The sequence below is a fragment of the Thalassotalea sp. G20_0 genome (assembly GCF_017744175.1).
In the GTDB taxonomy this organism is placed as follows: Bacteria; Pseudomonadota; Gammaproteobacteria; order Pseudomonadales; family Endozoicomonadaceae; genus Endozoicomonas.
In genome coordinates this window covers 1-1240 of record NZ_JAGHQV010000218.1, presented here as the reverse complement: position 1 = coordinate 1240, position 1240 = coordinate 1, and the positions used below count along the sequence as shown (strand labels likewise).

Genomic DNA, 1240 nt, shown 5'->3' with positions numbered 1-1240 from the left:
GCCTGTTTGCCGGTGATGCCCGGGTCGTGTCCAGGGTAATTGATAAGTTAACCGAACAGGCGGAGTCGCTGGTGCAGACCCTGGCAACTCACGGGCTTGGCTGGTTAACAACCGTGGATCAGGCAACAGGGCAGCAGAACCTGGAAGTCGTAAAGGAGATCCTGGTTCGCCGTGGAAATACCCTGGTAGAACCACTGCTGACCGGCGTGACGGGCGAGGCAGCGACGCTCGGAAACCAGGCATCAGAATCCACAGCGCTCAGAAACGCCGTGATGCCGTTCGTACAGGACCAGGTTCAGAAAGGTCAGGTACTGGAAAGGCTGGCCACTTACGGAGTGGATGCGCTGGTAAACAGCGTCAGCAAGCATAAGGACAACCTTGCAGAAGATGTAAAAGCACTGACCCGGGCAAGCATGGACAAAGCCCTGCCGGAACTGGAAAGGCTCCTGCATAGACGGTTGCAAGCCCTAAGTGCTGCGATGGAAAAGGGGGCAGACGATAAGCACGGCGTTGTGGCTGACCTGCGCCAGGCGGCGAAAGCGCAGAAGCCAGAGGAAAAGCCCGGCAGCCGTGATAAGAAAACGACAGCGGACCATCAAAATCAGCAGGACCACTGGCATGATGCCCGTCAGGCCGTTGCAGAGCAGTTGGGTAACCTGGCTGATGAAACCGTTGACCTGGTCATTAAACAGAGTGATCAGCTGGAGGCGGTCAAGCCGATCCTTGAGGGCAGTATCCGGGAGGTTATGAACCTTGTCGTCAAAGAAGGGGCGCTGTTTACTGCGAGGCGCAACGGTGAACAATGTGACGACGTGAATGCCTTAGAGGGCGGCACGGCGCTGACCACACAATTACCGGCGTTTCTGACCACAGCCACGGTTGAATTAATGGTTGAACTGCTGAGTGACCGTTTGCAATCCGGAGACTGGAAAACAGCAACCGTTACCGAGATCACTGCCGGGGAGGAAACGGCAGACTCAGCCACGATGATAGCCCGCGAAGTTGACCGAATGCTGGGTGAAGGGCTTGCCGGGATGGTCAGCGCAGTGGCCGATCAGGTGGAATCACTTCTGCAAAAACACCCATATATTACTGCCGAAGCGGTGCTTGGGAAATTGACCCGGCAAGGGATACACGACGGTGCTGCATGGGTAGGTGAGCTGGTGAACGGCCTGTTTGCCGGTGATGCCCGGGTCGTGTCCAGGGTAATTGATAAGTTAACCGAACAGGCGGAGTCGCT

Annotated in this window: 1 protein-coding gene; it reads left to right on the top strand. The window is 56.6% G+C overall.

The features are described from left to right. Positions 1-26: 26 nt before the first annotated feature. Positions 27-1240: hypothetical protein (locus tag J7438_RS25615; protein ID WP_209278867.1), on the top strand; the 1214-nt coding region annotated here is incomplete at its 3' end.